Origin of the sequence: Pseudomonas sp. W2Aug9, from assembly GCF_023127755.1 — a bacterium.
Taxonomy (GTDB): domain Bacteria; phylum Pseudomonadota; class Gammaproteobacteria; order Pseudomonadales; family Pseudomonadaceae; genus Aquipseudomonas; species Aquipseudomonas synxantha_A.
In genome coordinates, this window is sequence record NZ_SPKL01000028.1 from 165,310 (window position 1) to 185,475 (window position 20,166).

The window sequence follows — 20,166 nt, forward strand, 5'->3', positions numbered from 1 at the left end:
GCCGTGACCAAATCAGCCGATCAAGAACATGCGTTACCGCCCTCTTCTTTGCCAGCTTACGTGTTCAGGGGACCCGCTTACGTTGCGATTCGAACTCGCACTAATGACCAGCCACGCTACGTCGATACCCGGCTAAAGGTGTGGACATGGTACGACGGTGGAGTCGCGCTGAAAATTGATTGGGTCGAGCTGGACTTAGCTCCAGAGCTCACTGAAATAGCCAAAGGCTTTATGGCTTATTCATTAGAGAAGTATGCTCCCCAAACAGCATTCATGTTTGCTAGGTTTATTGTCTACCTATCAAGCACCAATCTCGCCCGACGCTTTCCTTGGGATCAGCAAAATTTTATTGCCAAATTAGAAGGCTTTAAAAAAGTTAGGCATAACCTAATTGGGCTTCGCAGATTTTATCGCTGGGCAATCGACAGAGGAATTAAAGGTTTTGATAACAGGACTTATTTAACGATCAAAGATACAAAATCAGAACGGGTGGATCCGTATGCGCGAATTTTCCTCTCGCAGTCTGGATTAGAACTTGATGAGGAAATTCGGTTACTCAAGCGTATCGAGCGACGCATTTCATATGACTATTGGGAGGAAGCCCAGTTTAACATGCTGCTTCACCTAGGGTTCGAACTAGCGCCCCGGTCGATTCAATTTCATTCGCTTGACATTGCTGATTTTGAGTTTATTGAGAGCGCTGATCACGAGAAGTACTACACCCTGTGGTTACCCATGGCCAAAAAAGTCGGGCAGCGCAGACCTGAGCGGCGCCCCCGCAAAATAACCACCTGCCTAGGTGAGAAAATCTCACGGCACGTTTCAGAAATTCAATGCCGTTTTGGTAGCGACTGTGAACCATTATTTGTCGATCCTTGTGGAAGGCGTCTCTCGGTTGTTGAAATCGGTTCAGGCCTCAAACACGAGCTGGGTGAAGCTGGGATAGATAGGCCGAATCAGGTAACCATGTTGTTGCGTCACCACCTCGGGCAAGGCTTGGCGGATCAGGGGACTCCGGCAGACATGATTGCCGAACTGCTCGGACACAACAGCACGGTTGCCGCGCGTGCTTACGTAACGGCCACCCCCAACATTGCCCGGATCAAAGAGAAAGCACTGGGTAAGAGCCCGTCCTATCAACGCATCATGCGCAGCTTATTAACTGGGAAAATCGTCCAACGCCGCGATACAGCTCCTGAAAGAGCCATCCGCGGCGTCATTGATACGCAGTACATAGGCGATATTGGTGCCTGCGCCCTGCCGGTCCATACCCACTGTCCCTACAACCCTATATACGCGTGCTACACTTGCAAGAAGTTCCACCCCTTTGCTGACGGCCGCCATGAGCAGGTAAAGGATGCGCTCCAGCGGGAGGCCCAACGGTTCATTGATATGGCAGAGCTAGCCGGTGAGCTCATTCACAACCGGCCCCTGGCTCAGCATCAGACAACCATTCTCGCGGTAAGCGCTACGATCGAGCGCTGCCGGCAACAAACTGAGGATGCTGCAGATGACGCTGTCTAGAGAACGTCAAAGCCTCGGAGATTTTGTTATACAGGAACAAGCAATTTTTCATTCGTTACCGATTTCAACACCGTGGTCGTCATCGTTATGGGCCGTCGGAAGCTGGTTACCACAACGGGGAAAGCAAAATACGCTCACCTTCGAGACACACCGGCAAGCCCTCGAAAAAACGGGCTATCCTTCTCCGGCCAAGGGCCCACTCCCCTTCGAGTTCCAAGATTTTTGCAAGGCCCTGATTGTGTATCTACAACGCACCAGGAACCTAAAGTTTTCGATGGTGGCCGCATACAATATTGCTATTCGGCGGATATACAACCCCTTGTTTGAGCGCGGCGCATCCGATCCAACACAATTGACACGAGGCGACTTTGATCGCGTCGTAGAATTTCTCCGCCAAAGTAGTTACAAAAATCTGTACGACGCGATCTCTCACCTTCAAGTAGTAGCGGATACGATTGATAGTCTGCAATTAACTGAGATCGCCATCCACTTTGAGCATGATGCAAAACCAGAAAAGCGCCGTCACGTTTACATTTCACTGCATGATCCCGATCGTGATGTAAAACATCGTAAATCTGACGAGAAGCTACCCTCTCGGGAGGCGATGGAAGCCTACGCCCTTTGCTCAAATAACCCGCTTAGTGACAGTGAAGAAATCTTGTTGCGCGTTATCGATTTACTAATCGCGACAGGCCAAAGGGGGAACGAGGTAGCGGTAATTCCTTTTGACTGTTGGGTCGAAAGGCCAATCAAAGGCGCAACAGGAAAGATAGTTGTAGATGCAAATGGCAAAAGCTTGATCGAATGCGGAATCAGGTACTTTGCGGAAAAGCATTTCCAATCTCGTGTTCATTGGTTTGGAGAAAGCGACATCCCTCTAGCCAGGCGTGCAGTAAAGAGACTCAAGGTACTGACGCAGGAGCAACGAGAAATCGCTAGATGGCAAGAGGCCAATCCGGGACGCCTTTGGGATTACTCGCCGCACGAGATTCTGACTGAGAATCAAGTTCTCCGGTGGCTCGGATTTAGTGACGGGTCAAGCTCAGGTCGGAATCTCCATTTGTATCTATCTAGAAATGGCATTGACCCAATCGACGATGAAACAAAGCTTAAATCCACTGAAGCTAGGAAACGGAGGTACCTAGCCGGTGAGATTGAAAAACTACTCATCCCTAAGCTGCGCGGTCATGAGGCTCTAACGGAGAACATCGGTGGTATTCCACGGACAGTACTTAAGACTAGCGAAACGCTTGCAATTGCGTTTGACGGACAATTTCGTTTAGGTGGACGTGAGGGCAATGTGTTCCGCGCCATCCCGCGACGAGTCACGTTGGTTGACATTAACCGAGCACTCGGCGCGGATCCGCGATTCTCGTCTATATTCTCGCGTCGTTCATTATTTGAAGCTGATGGGACACCGATCAAGCTGACTAGCCATCAACCGCGCCACTGGCGAAATACTATCTACCATCTGACTGGCATGAGCAATGTTCAGCAGGCGCTGGCTTTGGGGCGAAAACGTCTCGACCAGAATTTCTATTACCAACACACAACCATTGAAGAAGACACTGCTACCCATCAAGAGTTCTTGGCGTTCAATAGTCATCAAGAGCGCATCGACTTTCTACATACGGGCATAAGAGATAAGCGCATCCAGGGCGCTTTGACCGACAGTTACCATGCGCTGCTGTCAAATAAAGGCACGACCACAGCAGACGCATTCCTTACCGTACACGCAACGGCGCTGCACGTGACACCCTTTGGAGGTTGCATTCACGACTTCTCTCAAGCGCCCTGCCCTAAGCATCTTCAGTGCTGGAATGGCTGCTCGCATCTGCATCTGATGGGCACACCATCGGAACGGGCTAACCTTAAGAAGCAAGCCGATAATCTGACTACGGCAATCACCATCATGCGGGATGCCGGAGCTGGAGAGGCAGGCACTGATGTTTGGCTGGTGGACCAGCAGGAAAAACTCAACAATCTCAAGTCCGTGCTCACGCGGGATACCAATGTAGGTGTGCAACGCGTGTTTCCAAATGGGCATCCAGTTACAGTCTCAGACAACTACAAACGACACAGTTCGGTTTCAGATGACTAGAGGCGACCATGGCGAAAAGACAGAAATTGAGGGGTAATACCCTGGACGAGGCAATTGACTCCCTCCTTGCCCAGATGATTAGCTTAGGGGTGGAACTGGCGCCGATTTCCCGGCCGGAGGTGCAGCGCAGGTTATGCCTGACGAGCCGAGCTACGCTAGGGGGTGAGCGCGGGAACCGAATCGAGTCTGCCCGTATCGCACAAATGAGGGAAAGCGGAAGGGATCCAGATGGCGCCCGTCGGCGCAGAAGTTTTGAAGAGTGTATAGCAAGTTTGCAAGCGGAGAACGCATTGTTGATAAGACAGCGAGATAAGCTCTTTGAGGCTATGTCAGCAATAGCACATAACTGCCTAGTGAACGGTTTGGACGTAGAGTCGATAATGGCGTCGTTGAGAACGGTGGTTAAATCAGCTTAGTCATTATATTGACTACAGATTGCGGCATAGTGGCTCGGCTACAGTGTTGCGCAGGAGTGCGTCCGCACTTACGACTACACATTACGGTATGCATTCATGACTATATCATCGCAGACCAAAGCGTTGACAGGTGCGGCAACCGCCCGTAGAGTTTCATTGGTAGCCCTTGAGGCACTTTCGCTTTATCTCCCCTAGAGGGATCTGCAAAGCTCGGTAGCGACCGGGCTTTTGCCTTTCTGCTTTTCAGCTCCAACACAGCCGCTGGTTGTTAGTCTTTCAAACCCTCAACTACAAAGGAGTTCTTGCGGCTAAGAACCCTCTGGGCGGGGTATAGATTGACCATTGGTCATCTGCGCTTAGGTGGGAAACTCAGGGTGTGAATCGCCCCGGATTTTCTAGACACCTTTCAAGCTCATTGCGTAACGCTTTTCAAACTCTATCGGTGACAGCTGATTGTTGAAATCATGCCGGCATTTTGCGTTGTAGAACATCTCGATGTAATCGAACACATCACTACGAGCATCTTCCCGCGTGGCGTAGATTTTCCGCTTGATTCGTTCCCGCTTTAGAAGCTGGAAAAAGCTCTCGGCCACGGCGTTGTCATGACAGTTGCCTCGGCGACTCATGCTGGCAACTAAATTGTTCGCCTTTAAAAAGCTGCGCCAATCGGTGCTGCTGTACTGGCTGCCTTGGTCGGAGTGAACCATCACCTCCTGTTTCGGTTTACGCCTCCAAACCGCCATCAATAACGCATCAATGGCCAAATCACTGGTCATCTGCGACTTCATTGACCAGCCAACGACCTGACGAGAAAACAGATCCAGGACCACAGCCAAATACAGCCAGCCCTCATACGTACGAATGTAGGTGATGTCGGTGACCCAAACCTTATTGGGTTCTACGACATCGAACTGGCGCTTCAGCAAATTGGGTGAGGCGACCGCTGGCTTACCGCCGTACTTTCCAGGGCGTCGTCGATACCCTGTCTGAGAGCGCAGACCCTCAAGACGCATCAGCCTCGCCACACGATGCCGACCACAATCTTCACCGACCTCGCGCAGATCGTCATGGATTTTGCGATAGCCATAAACTCCGCCGCTCTCCAGCCATGAATGCTTGATCAAACCCAGCAATCGCTGGTCGTCTTTAGCGCGTGCAGATTGCGGCTCAGACAACCAAGCGTAATAACCACTGGGGTGGACTTTCAGCGTCAGGCAAAGCCGTCGTATGGAATAGTCGCCTGCTCGCTGCTTGATAAAGGCGTACTTCAGCCGCACTCCTTGGCAAAGTACGCGGCGGCCTTTTTTAATATGTCTCGCTCTTCATTAACGCGCTTTAGCTCCGCTCGCAGACGACGCAGTTCAGCGTGCTGATCATCGTCCTGCTGCCGCTCCTTGAAGTGCAGGCGGCGAACCAAAGCTATCGTTGGTTCATTGATAAAGGTTTACTCGAATCCGAAATCGCCTCCCGCCGTTAACTACTTAATAAGCCTGCAAAAATCTGAGGGCCGGTAAAAGCGTTCTTCCGCTATGTAGCGGCTGAAACGTCTTGCCTCGTGAGAATATATTCAGCGAGGAGTAAGTATGTCCTCACAAAACCCTATCAGATAATTCGCGCTTTTTATCTGTTATTTCCACACATGAGAAGGACGAATCTGATTCGCTATGATTGATGCCTCATGGCATGCAGACTGCGGTTTCGGTGTAACGTAAAATGCAAAAGCCGAAAATCACGGATTGAGATAAATCGTATGACGACAGAGCAATATATGAACTTTGAACAGTTCAGCGCTGAAAAGCCAGCCCTAAAAAAGGACATGCGCCTTGTTGCGCGCCCAGTGAATATGAGGGCTGAGCTATTGGCTATACAGGTACAAATGGTCAATATCGGATGATACGCTATTTGCCTCTGTCGTTGTTCGCCCTTAGCGGGCTCTGGCGCAGACGCACCCGCAGGTATCGGGAGGTCATGGCCTCTGTCTGTGTAGTTTGCGGTCTGCTAGCATTACCAGCCAGTGCCCTGGCGGGCTGCGCGGTGAGCGGCAATAAAATCGTGCCGTCGATTTCGGATGTGCCCACTGACAGCGGAGGGATGATCTCGTCCGTTTGGCACTCGGCAACCATGTCGCTCATCTGCACGAAGATGCCCTCAGGCACCTATACGAATACGATGGGTGCTACAGGCGTGCCTGCCGGAGCATCCGTCGAGTTTGATGGCGCGTCCTACAACCTCTACCAGACGAACGAAAGTGACGTATTTTACTTTGGGACTTCTTCTGTCGATGGTGGGGCGGAGCACGGATTGAGTTCCAACGACTACGAAACCGTGCGAGAGATAGGCTTCAGCGGCAGCAGCGGCCGCTACTTCGACTTTACAATGCGTTCGACGGTCAAAATAAGGTTTTACAGCCCCAAAAAGAGCATGACCTCAGGCCTGCGCACCATCAATACATTGGACGTCATCACGGGCAAAATTACCCATACTAAACCCGGGGTCTACAACGGTATATGGACGATGCGCACTGATAAATTCACGTTCGTGGCCAAGGGTACCTCCTGCACCTTAACCACGCCGGCCAATATTAAGCTTAAGCAAGTGAGCATGGTCGATATGCCTTCAGTCGGGTCCAGCATCGCCGGCGGTGCATTTGTACTGGGCCTGAAATGCAGCACGGATGCACCTGCATTTCAAGTGAGTTATTCCATGTCGGACGTGTACAATCCTTCGAACCTTTCTTCCTATCTGAGCCTGGCCGATGAGCCCACCAGAGCGGCGGGTATCGCATTACAAGTGTTGAATGGGACTAACGCCATCAGTTTCGCCCCTTCAGCCAATACCATAATGGGCAACTTGAGGAGCGGTACCATCAGTCAGCCTATGACCGTGCAATACATACGGACCGGTAAGATCGCGACGCCTGGAAAAGCCAACGCGGCTGTCACCGTTACCTTTACTTATGACTGATTGCTTTCTGGACTATCACACGCAAGCGTCCGGCCAACCCACCTTCCTGACCACGACACTATTTGCAGCTCACCGGAGGGCATTCCCTAGGCTCTAGGTGGCTGGCCAGACAGAAACGCTTCCAGTCATCGTAATCAGGTCCCACTCTTGACCTTACTCCAGACCCGCGTGCGCACCCGCTCCAGTTTCAAGGGCAGCGGCTCCAGCGCAAACAGCGTATCCAGCACTGCTTTGGAAGGATAAACCCCCGGATTATCGCGCACCTTCGCATCCACCAACTCCGTGGCATCCTTGTTGGCATTGGCATAGCTGAGGTAGTTGGACGATGCGGCGATCACCGGCGGGCGAAGCATGTAATCGATAAACGCCAAACCCTGTTGGGGATTCGGCGCATCATTGAGCAGCACCAGGTTTTCCACCCAGATCGGCGCGCCTTCCTTGGGGATGCTGTACTGAATCCTGCGATCATTGCCGGCTGCATCGGCCGCTTTGCGCGCGTCCATCACGCCACCCTCCCAGCCGACGACGGCGCAGATATCGCCGTTGGCCAGATCGGTGATAAAGCGCGAGGAGTCGAAGTAGCGGATATGCGGGCGCAGTTTTAACAGCAGTGCCTGGGCCTTCAGGTAGTCGTCCGGGTTCTGGCTGTTGTAGGGCAATCTCAGATAGTGCAAGGCAATCGGGATGATTTCAGCGGGCGCATCCAGCATGGCCACGCCGCACTCGCCCAGCTTGGCGAGATTTTCCTCCTTGAAAATCAGATCCCAGGAATCCACCGGTGCGTCATTGCCTAGCAGCGCGTGGACTTTGGCCACGTCGTAGCCGATGCCGGTGGTGCCCCACAGATAAGGTACTGCAAAGCGATTGCCGGGGTCGTTGCTACTGACCTTGGCGAGGATGTCCGGGTCCAGATGGGACAGGTTGGGCAGTTGCGAGCGTTCCATTTCCTTGAGTACGCCGGCCTTGATCAGGTTCGGCAACAGGTCGCCGGTAGCGACTACCACGTCATAGCCGCTACGCCCGGCCATGAGTTTGCTTTGCATGACCTCGCTGTTGTCGAACACATCGTAGGCCGATTGAATGCCGGTCTGCGCCTGGAAGTCCTTCAGCGTGGTGGGTGCGATGAAGTCATACCAGTTATAGATATTGACCTTCGGCTCCGCCGCTTGGACGCAAGCCATTGCGCCGCTGATCACGGCAGCCATCCCCCATTGCATGCATCGAATAGCGATCATCACGAACTCCTGGGCCGGCACCTGCGCGCCAGTTGATTATTGTTTGGAGGGTACAACCGCTGTCAGCGAATCAGCAGTTCACGGCGGCCATCAGGGTGCTCCACAGCCTCGCCTTGCAGCAGCAACCGACGATCATTGAGGTAGTGATAGTCCCTGCGAGCCGCCTTGATTTGAGCAAGGTCCAGGCTGATCACATGGCGGGTTTCTTCGCGCCCGGCTTCGTACAGCAGGCGACCAAACGGGTCGACCACGGCGCTTCCGCCAGCAAACACCAAGCCTTCATCGCCCCGCCCTGCGCGATTGACCATCACGCTGAACAGCTGGTTTTCCTGGGCCCTGGCCATGATCGCGGTGCGGTGCACCGGGCCGTAGGGGTCCATGTTACCGTTGGTAAGGATGATTAACTCGGCCCCCAACTGCGCCAGTACCCGCGCCGTTTCCGGAAGCTCGATGTCGTAGCAGATCAGCAGCCTGACACGCACGCCGTTCCACAGCGTAGTGACGAAGCGATCGCCCGGCGTGATGTCGGCGCGCTCGGAGGGCCACAGATGGGTTTTGCGATAGCGCAAAGCAATGCCGTCAGGGGTGATCAAGACCGAAGTATTGTAGTAGCCGCCGGCATCACATTCGACCAGTCCGATAACAACCGACACATTGCGCTCGCGCACCGCTTGTTGCACGGTTTGCAGTATCGGGCCTTCCAGGGGCTCGGCGACGTTGGCCAGTTGTTCACCACCGACGAAGCCCATCAAATGGGTTTCCGGGAATACCAGCAGGTCGGTATCTGTGCTGCAGTTGGCGATGGCCGCCAAAGCACGTGCAACGTTGTACGCCGTATTGCCGTCGCGGCCGGCTAACTGCATCAATTCAATCTTCATCAGTGATCCTTCCGCGCAGTTCAGCAAGTTCTGAAAGAGTATGGGCGGCGCTAACGAAGCGGAACATCACGTCGAAGGGGTACCCCCCAGGGGGTAGTGAGATCAAATAATACTCAGATGAAAGCAGCCCCTTCATAAGACAACATCATCGTTACTCCCGCGCTCACCGGCCCTCAGTGTGCGTTCAAGGCCGTGCGAATGCAGCGCACGCAGGGGCTTACTGATCGACCCAGCGCCTTTAGGCATAGCGTCTAACGTGCGCTGAGAAGCAGCCCCCGAACGTCACAGCCGTTACCCCCTCCATGCTCTGCAACCACACGACTGAGACCTGCTCGGTTACTTTCGCCAATGCAACTGCAGTTAAAAATTATTCATAAGAGAGGGTTACGGTGACTCCAGCGTTTACTGTTCCTGGTGTCATTTTCCCGGTACGAATATATTGAACACCAAAGAGTTTACCAATAGCTCCGCCCTGAACCCCCATATCCCCCAACTCTCCTTTGGGAGTAGTAGCCGAAGTTTGAGCCCCGAAGACCACAGGCGTCTCGCCATCAAGCACTTGCAGTGACACGCCCGACGCCGAATTGCCTGCTGAGTTTAGTATTAGATTCGAAGTTGTATTGCTCGGAGCATTTACATCCTCCAACGCATAAAGAATTTTGTACGGTGCATAGGAGGCGGCGCACGTCACGCCAATCTGGAAATTTACTGTTCCGGCCGTTTCTCCAACTAACGAGAGCAACGACAAATTAATCTTTTTTAGACGCACCACAGATGGCGCACTTAGCGTGCAGGAGGTATTGTTCACGGAAATGGTAGCTGGGGGTAAAGCTGAATCAGCGTTAAACATGGGAGTACCCCCTTCGTAAACTGATAGCCAAAGAAATCCATAGATACCTGCCACTACTAGCTCACCAACTGGCAATCGGTTAAGAGACACATAACGAAATCGATAGCTATAACCTTTTTTCACTATTCCGCCATTGCCTGGAATGGCAACTCGATCATAATTATATACAGGCACATAAGCCTCACCTGCAAAAGCGTGCTCATAAATCACAGCAATATTGGGATTATTAGTAATCCACAGCGCATACGATTTACCTTCAAACAAATATTTGCCAACAGAATCCTTGGCAAACCTAAGGCCTATATCTAATTTCAAACTTGGGTTAGTCTCACTGCAAATCAAAAAATCAGGGAAGCTTCTTTCATGCCAAACACTCGAAAGCATATTCAGCCCAGCCTGCCCCTTCGTTTGTTGCACTTTCAGACTCACGCCCGGCCCTGCACTAATATATTTTCTCTCGCAATTGGCGTAAGCCCACGCGCAATTATTGCAAAGAAACAAAATTACAAAACACATGCACTGAAAAAACAAATTCACTTATCATCTCCAATGCAAATAGCATCAAAAGCCTCATACATAAACTCTTTTTTTGCAGGCGGTAGATTATAACTAAAACTACATTGCCCGCCGTGCCAACCAACAGTGAGTTCGCCTTTGTCCTTCACGCCGAAAACAAGGAGCCTTGATGTATTATCAACGACGCCAAGCACATTTCCACTCCCACCATAAACTTGAGCACCAAACGGAATTTTTTTACCATTACTCAACTGTAGTGAAAACTGTAACCTGCGCCCCGACTCAACCTCAAACCGACGTTTAACCACGGCGCCACGCGTCGGCACCACCCGCTGCGAACTTTCTGCGACTTCGATATCGCTACTAAAGGTATTGGTATCCAAGTTGATCCAGTTGTAACGATAGGGTTGCGCATAGGGCACGACCGCATAGCCTTTTTTATCGGTACGCACCGCAGTCCCACTTTCGAGGCCGACGCCCTTGGTATCGGGTACTTCAACCAATGCGAAGGTTTCACCGACCGGTTGCCCCAACGTCAACCCGCCGCTGTGAACCACTACCGATCCACTCGCCCCGACGTCAAAATGCTTGTTATCCCGACCCTGCCCATAGTTGCCACTGACTTTTGCGTTAGGCGTGTCCCAATTCATACCGACGCTGCCGGAGGCACCGCTGGTTTTGCTTTTGCTGCCCTGTACCGAATAACTCAAGGTATTTTGTTCGTCGATGTTGCCGGACAGGCCCGTTTGAATTGACGTCTCACCTTGGGACGATGAAGTAGCGCTGGTATACAGCCGCTGCGCGCGACGATTGTCACCGAACGGAATACTTAAGGATGCGGACACCTGGTTATCGATTCGTTGACTGCCACCCTGCCCCTCTGTACGGGACACGGCAAAGCTGTAGCTGGTGTCGGCATAGCTGCCGTTGTAGCCGAACTGCCAACGCCGCGTGCTGCCCTGGCCGTTCCAGTAACTGGTTTCACCCAAACTCAGAAACAGCGACCCACGCCCTTCCAGGGACTGGTTGACGTTCATGTCAAAACGGCTTTTTTGTCGGCCGTAATAAGGGGTGGCGAAGCGATCCTGTTCATCCACATGTTGGCTGAACGTGCGGAAAGACTCGGTGGAATAGCGATAGCCGACCATGGTGAAGGTGGTATCGGTGCTGCTCAGGGTCTTGGAATACAAAAAGCGCGCACTCTGGCCCACGTTCTTGCGCCCGGATACATCCTTGGAGTTGCTGTTGGTTACGTCAAACGACACGCCACCCCATGGCGAGTTAACCCCGACGCCCAGGTTCAACGCGTTGTAACCCTGGGAAGCGAGTAACCCGCCGTAGCCGGTGAAGTTATCGGTCACGCCATACACCAGCGTGCCTTGGGTAAACTTGGGCGCCGCCTGCCCTTCAGTCTGGTATTGGCCGGCGGCCAGGCTGTAGCGGGTACTGCCGCGACGTGTCATCACCGGCAGGTAGGAGTAGGCCTGGGAGTATTGACGCTCGCGCCCATCGGCCTCGATGATCTTGATGCTCAGGTCACCGTTGGAGCCGCTGGGGTAAATGTCGCTGATCTCGAAAGCACCCGCCGGAACGCTGGCCGAATAGATCACGTAGTTGTTCTGGCTGATCTCCACCGTTGCGTTGGTTTCAGCGATACCGCGCACCACTGGTGCGAAACCGACTTCATCATCGGTCAGCATGCCGAGCTCCGACGTCAACTGAGCGCCGCGAAAACGCACACTGTCGAAGATATCGCCCTGGGTGTACAACTCGCCCCCCGCCAGTTTGCTCTTTAGGCTGACGACGTCACGCTCGGCATAGGTACGGTTGCTGTTGAATGTGTCGCGCATACCGGTGCCCCCGGAGATCGACGACTCATTGCGAAAGCGCCAGGCACCCAGGTTGAAGCCGTTACGCAGACCTATATAGCGGTAGTCGCTACTGTAACCACGGCTGATATTGCGGCTGAAGTTAGTCTGATAATTGGTGTACAGGGCGGTGATGCCGTTATCCCATAAAGACGGATCGACATAACCACTGGACTGTCGCTTTATGTAAGCTTGAGGCATGCTGATCTGCAACGCCAGCGCGGTTACATCGAATTCGATATCGGCACCTGGCACCAGCGCCGGCAGATCAATCACGGTATCGTCGGCACTGCCCGCAGTGATGACACCCTCTTGTTCAAGCCGTGCAGTGTTCACCCCAATCGCCTTGAGTAGGCCCAGGTGTATGATCGGCTTGACCTCCGATCCGTCCTGCACGACAAACTTGATGGACTCACGCAGTATCAAAAATTGATTAAGGTAAATATCGACATTGTACTTACCAGGGGCGATCGTGCTTCCTTGCTCAAAGTACTTCAATTCGGCCGTGGCGCCATGCTTGTTCAAAAAAGCATCATTGAATTCCACAGCATGGGCTGCAAGTGGCAGGGAAGCACTTGCCAGCACTAGACTAGAGGCGCCAAAACGACCAAACGGACGGGTACCAGAATAACTCCCAAAACAAAATGCCCACATAAGAGTCTTGCCTCATTACTCAATCGTTACTGCTCGACTTATTTAAGATGCAGCGCTGCCTGCTTTCTTTTAAAAAGCCCTTCAGTTTGAAATATTGGCGAGATTCTTAACCGGAACGCCATAATCATTAATGGCATTAAACTCAACGACAATTTGAGCATTAGCAGGTATTGCACCTGCGCCTTCCACCAAAAACTTACCGGTCGCACCGGGCGCTACCATCTCCGCATTGACCGGGTGACGAGCCCCCTTATACTCAAGGGAAACAGCGCCAAAGGATGCGTAATAAACAGAATTGTTGGAGACCAACAGCCAGCGTTTTCCGCCTTCACTTAGCAACTGCCACTTCAAAAACTTTACAGACTCTTCAGGCGTACCGGACAAATCCGTCGGCCGATAAAACAGCTTGATCCGTTGGCGCACTGCAATCTGCAAAGTGTTATTGGCCTCAGACTTTTGGGGAATCTCCTGCACGCTGAGCCAGAACACCGATTCTTTGTCTGAGGGCAAACCTTTCCCCGCATAAAAAATGCGCAGGCTTTGTTGTTTGTTGCCGCCCAAGCGACTCAGCGAAGGGGTTAACGCAAACGGTACATCCTGATCCGTATTTTTTGAATCAGGCTCCAACCAAGACTGAATCATGATGTCCCTGTCGGCGTCATTCTTGACCATGATGGAGGCTTCCTTGAGCTTTTGCGGGTAGATAACCCGCGTGCCGCCCAATGTAATACCGGCCTGAGCGATACCACTGAAGAGCAATATTATCCCCGCCAGCCAATACCTGGAGTACGCGTTCTTCATTTAGTTACCTGCGATAAAGTAGAGAAGCATGAATATGCTTCTCTAATGAAAGACTTATTGGTAAGTCAGAGTGAATGGCAGCGTGCCATTGGCTGGACCAGGCACAATCGGAGTAACACCGTTAGCCACATAAGAGGCACGCATATTCAAATTAGCGGTATACGTGAAGGCTGGATCAGTACCGGCCTTGACTAACGGCGCGTCAAAAGAGCCGTTACCTGCCAGATTAATCAAGTTATTGCTGCTATCAAAGATACCAATACCCACGCCCTTCGCAGCACCAGTGGTTTTGAGCAAGTTATTATTCGACCCATCCACACCTGAACCAGAGCTAGGGTCGAACATCACCTTAACAGTGGTCAACCCAGCAGCGGTATTACCACAATCAAGATTAATATTAATCGCCGTACCTGAAACAATCCCAGGATTTTTGGTGCTCAGAGAGTCAATACTGACCTTGCCCATAGGCACTTCAATTACCTGCGCACCGGCGGCTCCACCGACACTGGTGCCGGCGCCGGAAGAGGCTTTGCAGGAAGCAGCAGTAATTTCACCAGTAAAATTGATAGTCCCGTCTGCCGCCAAAGCGGAAGTTGTAATCAGCGCGGTGATAGCCGCTGCCAGAATATGCCTTTTTTGGATAGCCACAATCAATTTCCTTTAGGTTGTACAGGAGGTTAATACTTGTAGTCGACCCTATAAAAGGGTCGGCTAAGTTTACCCAGTACACCCTCAGCAACAATCGCAAGAATCCATGCCTGGTCCTAGACGAATCCTAACAAGACATCAGATAGATCCTACAAAATTAACCGGCACTCACATAACGTTTGATACAACGGCGAGTACGGTCTGTAGACTGACCTGTATTACATGGGATGTGCACGCGTTACACCAGCCAGTGGCGCACGACCAAGGGCAAGCAATAACGTCAAAGGGAGCATCGATGGGCAGTGAAATGAACCTTACGCTGCAGGAAGTAGCTTGGCATGACGCGGTCGGCAAGCTGATCGAAGCCTTGGACCGTCCTGACTTCTGGCGTTCGTTGACGCGTTTGCTGGGGCGCTACGTACCGGTGGATAACTGGGTGGTGCTGATATTCAGCACGGGCAGGCCGCAGGTGCTTGCCGAGTCTGCCGCAGAGGGAAACGAGACCGACTCACTCTTCCAAGACTACCTCAGGGGCCTGTACCTGTTGGACCCGTTCTACCTGGCCAACCGCGAGCAACCACAAAGTGGCCTGTTCCAATTGGACGACGTCGCCCCGGAGTGCTTCGAGCAGACAGAGTATTACCAGCGCTACTTTCGATTGAATGTCGTCGCTGACGAGATCCATATCAACGTGCAACTAGATGCCAGCCGCACTTTGAGCTTGTCGCTAGGTAGCAGTAGCCGCTTCAGCCAGCAGCAGATCGCTTTGCTGGGCTTGGTACAGCCCTGGGTCGCCGGCATGATGCGCCAACGGTGCACGTTCGAACAGAGTTTGAAGGACGCACCCGAGCAGGCACCTGACTGGCAGGAGCGCCTCCATACAACTACGCAACATATCAGCGCGTCATTGTCTGCCCGTGAAATGGAAGTGGGCCAACTGATGCTCAGCGGCTGCTCGAACAAAGAGATCGCCCGCAAGCTGGCGATCTCTGCCGAAACGGTCAAGGTGCATCGCAAGCATATGTATAACAAGCTGGGGATCAAATCCCAGTCCGAACTGTTCCTGTTGTTCCTTCAGGCTCAGGAATGAACGGCAGCCGTCCAACCCACTTTCGCCATCGCCGCCAGCAGTTGCTCAGGCTTGAGCGCCAGCGCTTGTCGGCCACGGCCCTGCAGGTCGTTGGCGGCCAACAGGGCGTTGAGAATTGCTTCCTCGACGGCGTCCGCAGCGGCCACAAACAACGCGGAGATGTAGTCGTTATTGACCATCTGTAAGGCAGTGGTCGGCGGGCCGGGTTGCCCGAGATTGGCAACCGGCAAGCCGGTATTGCCCACCGAGAACGCGATGAAGATGTCGCCGCTGTCGTCCTCGGTGCCGCCACCGACCCGCGCCAAACCGATACTCGCGCGCTGTGCCAGGCGCGTGCATTGATGAGGCAGCAAGGGCGCGTCGGTGGCGATGGTGATCACGATGGAACCCATGCCAGGCACGCCGACATTCACCGGCCCGTCATAAGGCGAAGGCGTGTCCTGCAATACGCTGCCCACCGGGTAACCCGCCACGCGCAAGGCGCTGCGTACGCCGTAGTTGGCCTGCACCAATGCGCCCACGGTCCAGCCGCCCTCCGCGGCACTCAAGACGCGAGACGAGGTGCCAATCCCGCCCTTGAACTCATGGCAGATCATCCCGTTACCACCGCCCACACAACCTTCCTGCACCAGGCCGCTGCGTGCATTCGCCAATGCGGCGTGCACATGCTCGGCAGTGACGTGCTGATCCCAGATATCGCTCAAAATGCCATCGTAGGTTTCCAGCACCACCGGCATGCACCAGTAGGCGTGCTGCTTGCCCATTTCACGCTCGGCGGCCACCAGTGCATCACGCACCACGCCAACGCTATGGGTGTTGGTGTAGGCAATGGGCGTGGTCAGCAAACCTGCTTCGCGAATCCACTCAAGGCCGGTGGCATCGCCATTGCCGTTGAGTACGTGAACGCCTGCAAAACACGGCGCCAGATGGGCCGCGACCGGGCGCGGCTCGATGATGGTCACACCGGTATGCATTGAGCCGTCGGCGCTTTCAGCATTGAGGGTGTGATGGCCGACGCGCACGCCGGGCACGTCGGTAATGGCGTTGAACGCCCCAGGGGTGCCCGTGCCAATGGTGATGCCTAGGTCTCGTAAACGCATGTTTTAACTCTCAATAGTCGAGTGAAGAACGTGCGTGAAGTCTAGGTTGGCGGCGGATGCCTGACGATAACCTCCTTTGGTTACCCTCGGGACGTTAGGCAATTCGTACGATTTATCGCAGAGCCTATAAGACGGCGGACGCCCAATTGTCAGTAACGTCCTTGGGTCGCCGAGCTTCATCTTATTTTTTCTTGCGCTCGACCTTCTTAGCATAGGCAGATGAAATCAACGCCCGGCACGCTCGGCTTCCACGCCTGCATCGCGACCACCCTGTATGTAACGACGCTATGGCTGTTTACGGCGATTCAGGTCGCGTGCGCGGCCAGCACGATCGATACCGTCACCAGCACTCAACGCCAGCAAGATCTCCAACTGAAAAGTTTGCAATCCCAAGCACTTGGAACCCCGGATGCACTGACCTCAACGCCCCTGCCCTTCGCCAATGCGCTGAAGCTGCCGGAAGAATCACCCTGTTTCGTTATCCGCACTGTGGCATGGAAAGGTGCAGATGATTTCGACTGGCTGGAACGCGCGCCGGCGATCCTGGGGCAGTGTGTGGGCGGCGAAGGGTTGACGGTTTATCGTCGCTGGGTAGCGGCGCAACTGATGGCCCGCGGATATATCACCACCCAAGTGTTGATACCGGTGCAAGACCTGAGCAGCGGGCACTTGATCGTCCAGCTTATCCCCGGGCGCGTGGGCAAGATCGATCAGCAACCGGGGGCGTTAGGCTGGTCGGGCATGGCGTTTCCTGTGGGAAAAGGCGAATTGCTGAACGTACGCGACCTGGACCAGGCGCTGGACAATGTGCGCCGCCTGCCAGGCCAAGCCGCGACGACGTTGAATCTGATTCCGGGCGCAGAACTGGGTGAAAGCGATGTGATCGTCCAGCAACCGCCGCAGGCACGCCGGGTGTTTGGCCTGCTGACAGCCGACAACGGCGGTATCGACGCTGCTGGCCGCCACCAACTCGGCGGGATTGTCGCCATCGACTCTCCGGCGGGGCTTTACGACCAACTGCTACTGACCTACAGCGCCGACACCGACTTCAATAACCACACCCGTGGGTCTTCGGCTAAAAGCCTGGCCTGGAACGTACCCGCAGGCTATGCCCTGCTGTCGTTCGGTGCCAGCGAGTGGACCAGCAAGCAAGCCTTATTCAAAGACCCCGGGGGGCGCAGTATTGCGTTCAGCTCGCGCACCCGACGCGTCGATGCCGGGCTCGATTACGTGGTGAGTCGCTCCAATCGCAGCAAAAGTGTGCTCAACGCTCGCCTGGTCAATCGTGAGGATCGCGCCTGGGTAGCCTCCACCGAACTGCAGCAATTGCACCGGCAAATTACCAGCTATGAACTTGGCCTGACCCACCGCGCCAACCTGCGCTTTGGCAAGCTGACGGCGCAGGCTGGTGTGCGCGGCTCACTGCCCGGACTCAGCAAGACGCCCGGCGCGCTCTATGAGCAACAGGACTGGAACGGTCGCTATCACCTGTTCACTGCCAAGGCGGCGTTTGAGATTCCGTTTGACCAGGGCGCAATGCGTTTGGGCTATCGCAACGCGCTGGTCTACCAATATGCGCCGGTGCCGGTGCCGTCGACCGAATACATGCAGATCGGCGGCCGCTACAGCGTGCGCGGCTTTGACGGTAACACCACCCTCGCCGGCCCCACCGGCTGGACCCTGCGCAATGAGCTGTCCATCACCGCCTTCAGTGGCAGCCAGGCGTATGCGGCACTCGATGCCGGTGCGGCGTCGCCGGTGGGCGGCCAGCAGCAAGGTCGACAGCCAGTGATCGGCGCAGCTGTCGGTTTGCGCGGCAATGTCAGCCGCTTTGGTTACGACCTGGCCCTGGGCATGCCGATCAAGAGCAACGACGAGATGAACACCACCACGCCAACCCTCGATTTCTCCCTGAGCAGCCGCTTCTAGGCGAACACTTTTTCCCAGGGATGGGAATCCGAGTGCCACCCCGTGCACTCACCCGGCGCCCGCAGTCGCTACTGCGGGACGCCTCTTTAACCTTCAACCCTCGAGGTCTGTATGAACCCAATGATTCAACCCACTCGGCGCCCGTCCAAGCGCACGCTGCTGGCCCTCGCCCTCGTGGGCAGCCTGCCGCAGCTGCAACATAACGCGCAAGCGCAACCCGCCCTGACGTTGGACCCGAGCGCTGCGCGTAATGCAGCACTGTCGCAGATCAACGACACCCCGGTGGTCAACATTGCCGCGCCGAATGCCGCAGGTGTTTCCCACAACCGCTTCACCGAGTTCAATGTCGGCCCTGCCGGGCTGATCCTCAACAACAGCACCGCAGGCGCCCAAACCACCCTGGGCGGCGCCATTGCCGGCAACAGCCTGCTCAACGGAACCTCTGCCGGCGTCATTCTCAATGAAGTCACTGGTAAAACCGCCTCAAGTCTCAATGGCATGATTGAAGTCGCGGGGCCGAGCGCTCGTGTGATCATCGCCAACCCCAATGGCATCACCGCCAGCGGTGCTGGCTTTATCAACGCCAATCGCGTGTCGTTAGTAGCGGGCACGGCGGTATTGGACGCGAACGGCCAGGTGGCTCGATTGCAAACCGACCACGGCCAGATCCGCGTGGAAGGTGCTGGCCTTGACGCGTCCGGTGCCAATGAGGTCGACCTGGTCGCACGTACCCTGCAGATCAATGCGCAGCTGCAAGCCAAAAAACTCAACGCCGTGGCCTTGAAAGGCGAAGTCGACGCTATGGACCCGACCAGTGTGCTCAAGCACCTCGGCGCCGACGGCCAAGCCGACATCGCTATTGATGTGGCCCAATTGGGCAGCATGCACGCAGACTCGATTCGCCTGCTCGGCAAGTCAGCCGGCGTAGGCGTGAACGTTCAAGGCAACGTCAAGGCCCTGACCGGCGACTTGAAGGTCACCGCCGATGGCAAGGTACAGATCGCTTCCACGGGCGTGTTGGACGCCAGGCAGGCGCTGTCGATCGCTGGCGATCTGAGCAATCAGGGCGTGCTGCGCAATGGCGGCCCGTTGAGTTTGGTCGGCAACATCGACATCCAGGGTCCGATTTACTTCGGCGGCACGGCTGGGTCGGTTAACAATCTCAAGCCTGGCACTATAGTGACGGGCGGAGCCGCCTCCACAGGCGCTCAAAATGGTATAGGTGTGGTGATCAATCGCCCGGTCGCGTCACGCCCTTCCTATGTCGTCGCGCCGCCTGTATGGAGCAAGCCGGTGGTGAGCTACCCAGCGTTCAACTGGAGCGCCTATCCGTCGTTTGCCTTTAACACTGCGACAGGCCTGAAACAACCGACCCGCATCCTTCCTCAACCACGCTACTGGTAAAGCGCTTTAGCCGGGCGCGGTGGGTCATACCCGCCCGGTCATCCCGTAAGCGCCGCTGTTACTGCTCCCTGGACGATGACGAATGAAGCCTGGGGTTTCGGGCATGGTGCCAATCGCACCGGTCCGTATCATTTGCCAATGGGCAAAGCCCTCTAAACCGCATTCACATCCCGCTTGCAAACATTCAC

At 54.6% G+C, this 20,166-nt stretch carries 13 protein-coding genes and 1 pseudogene; 6 read left to right on the plus strand and 8 right to left on the minus strand.

The genetic code is table 11. From position 1 onward, the window contains the following. Window positions 1-3 precede the first annotated feature (3 nt). Window positions 4-1,524 carry a site-specific recombinase gene (locus E3O56_RS18765; protein ID WP_248128736.1) on the plus strand — a complete coding sequence of 507 codons (1,521 nt, stop codon included), beginning with the start codon at window positions 4-6 and terminating at the stop codon, window positions 1,522-1,524. After that, complete coding sequence (locus E3O56_RS18770) at window positions 1,511-3,625, plus strand: hypothetical protein (RefSeq protein WP_248128738.1); 2,115 nt, start codon at window positions 1,511-1,513, stop codon at window positions 3,623-3,625. Before E3O56_RS18765 ends, E3O56_RS18770 begins: the two co-directional genes overlap by 14 nt. Before the next feature lie 811 nt (window positions 3,626-4,436). Here E3O56_RS18770 and E3O56_RS18775 read toward each other — a convergent pair. Next, window positions 4,437-5,434: pseudogene (locus tag E3O56_RS18775) on the minus strand (IS3 family transposase); the annotation flags it as partial. 575 nt (window positions 5,435-6,009) lie between these two features. On the opposite strand from E3O56_RS18775, the gene E3O56_RS18780 reads away from it, so the two are divergent. Further along, window positions 6,010-7,005, plus strand: a complete 996-nt coding sequence (locus tag E3O56_RS18780; protein WP_248128739.1) for a fimbrial protein — start codon at window positions 6,010-6,012, stop codon at window positions 7,003-7,005. 134 nt (window positions 7,006-7,139) lie between these two features. On the opposite strand, the gene E3O56_RS18785 is transcribed toward E3O56_RS18780, so the two are convergent. From E3O56_RS18785 to E3O56_RS18810, 6 genes are all read right to left on the minus strand, one after another. Next, window positions 7,140-8,240, minus strand: coding sequence for a polyamine ABC transporter substrate-binding protein (locus E3O56_RS18785; RefSeq protein WP_104912375.1), 1,101 nt, complete (start codon window positions 8,238-8,240; stop codon window positions 7,140-7,142). A 62-nt stretch (window positions 8,241-8,302) separates the two neighbouring features. Then, window positions 8,303-9,118, minus strand: a complete 816-nt coding sequence (locus E3O56_RS18790; RefSeq protein ID WP_248128741.1) for a carbon-nitrogen hydrolase family protein — start codon at window positions 9,116-9,118, stop codon at window positions 8,303-8,305. A 367-nt stretch (window positions 9,119-9,485) separates the two neighbouring features. Further along, a complete protein-coding gene (locus E3O56_RS18795; RefSeq protein ID WP_248128742.1) occupies window positions 9,486-10,397 on the minus strand; it encodes a fimbrial protein in 912 nt (303 codons plus the stop codon). Between the two features lie 104 nt (window positions 10,398-10,501). Next, window positions 10,502-13,006, minus strand: a complete 2,505-nt coding sequence (locus E3O56_RS18800) for a fimbria/pilus outer membrane usher protein (RefSeq protein ID WP_133714332.1) — start codon at window positions 13,004-13,006, stop codon at window positions 10,502-10,504. An 81-nt stretch (window positions 13,007-13,087) separates the two neighbouring features. Further along, window positions 13,088-13,807, minus strand: coding sequence for a molecular chaperone (locus E3O56_RS18805; protein WP_104912371.1), 720 nt, complete (start codon window positions 13,805-13,807; stop codon window positions 13,088-13,090). Between the two features lie 54 nt (window positions 13,808-13,861). Further along, window positions 13,862-14,455, minus strand: coding sequence for a fimbrial protein (locus E3O56_RS18810; protein WP_104912370.1), 594 nt, complete (start codon window positions 14,453-14,455; stop codon window positions 13,862-13,864). A gap of 307 nt (window positions 14,456-14,762) precedes the next feature. Between E3O56_RS18810 and E3O56_RS18815 the strand changes: the two genes are divergently transcribed. Next, window positions 14,763-15,545 carry a helix-turn-helix transcriptional regulator gene (locus E3O56_RS18815; protein WP_104912669.1) on the plus strand — a complete coding sequence of 261 codons (783 nt, stop codon included), beginning with the start codon at window positions 14,763-14,765 and terminating at the stop codon, window positions 15,543-15,545. Here the strand turns inward: E3O56_RS18815 and E3O56_RS18820 are convergent. Beyond that, window positions 15,536-16,645 (minus strand): P1 family peptidase, encoded by a 1,110-nt coding sequence (locus E3O56_RS18820; protein ID WP_104912369.1) that lies wholly within the window; start codon window positions 16,643-16,645, stop codon window positions 15,536-15,538. The genes E3O56_RS18815 and E3O56_RS18820 overlap by 10 nt on opposite strands. Window positions 16,646-16,864: 219 nt before the next feature. Here E3O56_RS18820 and E3O56_RS18825 point away from each other — a divergent pair, with 219 nt between their 5' ends. After that, the gene (locus tag E3O56_RS18825) at window positions 16,865-18,574 is read left to right on the plus strand and encodes a ShlB/FhaC/HecB family hemolysin secretion/activation protein (protein ID WP_248128744.1); all 1,710 of its coding nucleotides are present in this window, start codon (window positions 16,865-16,867) and stop codon (window positions 18,572-18,574) included. 111 nt (window positions 18,575-18,685) lie between these two features. After that, window positions 18,686-19,978, plus strand: coding sequence for a filamentous hemagglutinin N-terminal domain-containing protein (locus E3O56_RS18830; protein WP_248128745.1), 1,293 nt, complete (start codon window positions 18,686-18,688; stop codon window positions 19,976-19,978). Window positions 19,979-20,166 lie beyond the last annotated feature (188 nt).

Coding starts and splice junctions, on each gene's coding strand:
- E3O56_RS18805 (WP_104912371.1), bottom strand. CDS start 13,807: ATGAAGAACGCGTACTCCAGGTATTGGCTGGCGGGGATAATATTGCTC.
- E3O56_RS18770 (WP_248128738.1), top strand. CDS start 1,511: ATGACGCTGTCTAGAGAACGTCAAAGCCTCGGAGATTTTGTTATACAG.
- E3O56_RS18825 (WP_248128744.1), top strand. CDS start 16,865: ATGAAATCAACGCCCGGCACGCTCGGCTTCCACGCCTGCATCGCGACC.
- E3O56_RS18800 (WP_133714332.1), bottom strand. CDS start 13,006: ATGTGGGCATTTTGTTTTGGGAGTTATTCTGGTACCCGTCCGTTTGGT.
- E3O56_RS18820 (WP_104912369.1), bottom strand. CDS start 16,645: ATGCGTTTACGAGACCTAGGCATCACCATTGGCACGGGCACCCCTGGG.
- E3O56_RS18785 (WP_104912375.1), bottom strand. CDS start 8,240: ATGATCGCTATTCGATGCATGCAATGGGGGATGGCTGCCGTGATCAGC.
- E3O56_RS18830 (WP_248128745.1), top strand. CDS start 18,686: ATGAACCCAATGATTCAACCCACTCGGCGCCCGTCCAAGCGCACGCTG.
- E3O56_RS18790 (WP_248128741.1), bottom strand. CDS start 9,118: ATGAAGATTGAATTGATGCAGTTAGCCGGCCGCGACGGCAATACGGCG.
- E3O56_RS18780 (WP_248128739.1), top strand. CDS start 6,010: ATGGCCTCTGTCTGTGTAGTTTGCGGTCTGCTAGCATTACCAGCCAGT.
- E3O56_RS18815 (WP_104912669.1), top strand. CDS start 14,763: ATGAACCTTACGCTGCAGGAAGTAGCTTGGCATGACGCGGTCGGCAAG.